This window comes from Kineococcus glutinatus (genome assembly GCF_039542765.1).
GTDB classification, from domain to species: domain Bacteria; phylum Actinomycetota; class Actinomycetes; order Actinomycetales; family Kineococcaceae; genus Kineococcus_A; species Kineococcus_A glutinatus.
Map to the genome: position 1 here is coordinate 1 of NZ_BAABIL010000741.1, position 1,405 is coordinate 1,405.

The following is a 1,405-nucleotide window of genomic DNA, read 5'->3' on the forward strand; positions in this document are numbered from 1 at the left end:
TGGCGGTCCTGTCCGGCGGCAACGTCGACCCGCTGCTGCTGCACCGCGTGCTGCAGCACGGCCTGGCCGCCGCCGGGCGCTACGTCACCCTGCAGGTGACCATCCCCGACCGCCCCGGTGGGCTCGTGCGGCTGCTGCAGGACGTCGCCGCCGCCGACGCCAACGTCCTCGACGTCGGCCACGCCCGCACCGACCCGGACCTGCGGATCGGGCAGGTGCAGGTGCGGCTGGAGGTGGAGACCCGCGGCGCCGAGCACCGCGACCTCATCGTGGCGCGGTTGCGGGCCGCGGGTTTCGGGGTGGGCTGACGCCCGGCGTCAGCCGGTGTAGGGCTTGGCGTCCTTGATGGTGACGGGGATCTGCCGGCCGTTGGGCGCGGTGTAGCTGACCGCGTCGCCGGGCTTCCTGCCGAGGATCGCCGCGCCCAGCGGGGAGCGCTCGCTGTAGACGTCGATGTCGGAGTCGCCGGCCATCTCCCGGCTGCCCAGCAGGAAGGTGACCTCGTCACCGGCGAGGTCCACGGTCACGACGACGCCGGGGGAGATCGCGCCGGAGGCGTCGACCTCGGCCTCGCCCACGCGGGCGGTCTCCAGCAGCTGGCGCAGCTGGCGGATGCGCAGCTCCAGCTTGCCCTGGTCCTCCTTCGCCGCGTGGTAGCCGGCGTTCTCCTTGAGGTCGCCCTCCTCGCGGGCGGCCTCGATGCGCTTGACCAGCTCCGCGCGGACGGGGCCCGACAGGTGCTCGAGCTCCTCCTTCTTCCGGTCGTAGGCGTCCTGGGTCAGCCAGGTGACGCTTCCGCTGGTCGTCTCGCTCACGGTCACTCCTGTTGCTCGTCTCGGTGGTCGGTCCGGCGTGCGCCGGTGCGGGCCCGCGGTGCGGCGGGACCCGGTCGGCCGTGCAGCGCCGCCCCGACGTCAGGAGCGCCCGGCCCGTGAGCACGGACCGGGCGGCTCGGAAACCGTCGAGGGTACTGTGTGCAGTCGTCCGATTCCACCACGCACGCGGATCCCGCGCCCGGGGCGGCACCGGACCGCGGCAGAACGCCGATCGCGCGCCGCGCGGGCACGGGATCGGTGGCCGGGGCTCAGCGGGGCAGCACGGGGCACGTCCCCACCGTCGCGGTCACCGCCCGGCCAGTGGTGCGGATCACGGTGGTGCGCTCCACGAAGCCGGTGGCGGAGGGGCCGATGTCCTCCTCCAGCACCCCCACCTCGCCGTGCCGGGCGTCCAGCGCCTCCAGCGTGCAGCGCACCGTGTCACCGGGCTCCAGCGCCACCGTGTACCGCGCCTCCACCCGGGTGTCGTCCAGCACCCGGAAGGAGATGAGCGTGGTGCTGCCGTGACCGCTCGTGCTGTGCACGGCGACCCACACGAGGTACGCCGCCACGAGCAGGGCCCCCAGCAC

At 74.4% G+C, this 1,405-nt stretch carries 2 protein-coding genes and 1 pseudogene; 1 reads left to right on the top strand and 2 read right to left on the bottom strand.

Annotated features, from left to right (window positions below):
- Positions 1 to 308: pseudogene (locus ABEB16_RS20830) on the top strand (threonine ammonia-lyase); the annotation flags it as partial.
- A 9-nt stretch (positions 309 to 317) separates the two neighbouring features.
- Here ABEB16_RS20830 and greA read toward each other — a convergent pair.
- Entirely contained in the window at positions 318 to 815 is a 498-nt protein-coding gene (gene greA, locus ABEB16_RS20835; RefSeq protein WP_345714096.1) for a transcription elongation factor GreA, read from the bottom strand.
- A gap of 269 nt (positions 816 to 1,084) precedes the next feature.
- Positions 1,085 to 1,405 (bottom strand): DUF4307 domain-containing protein (locus ABEB16_RS20840; protein WP_345714097.1); only part of this gene is annotated, 321 nt, incomplete at its 5' end.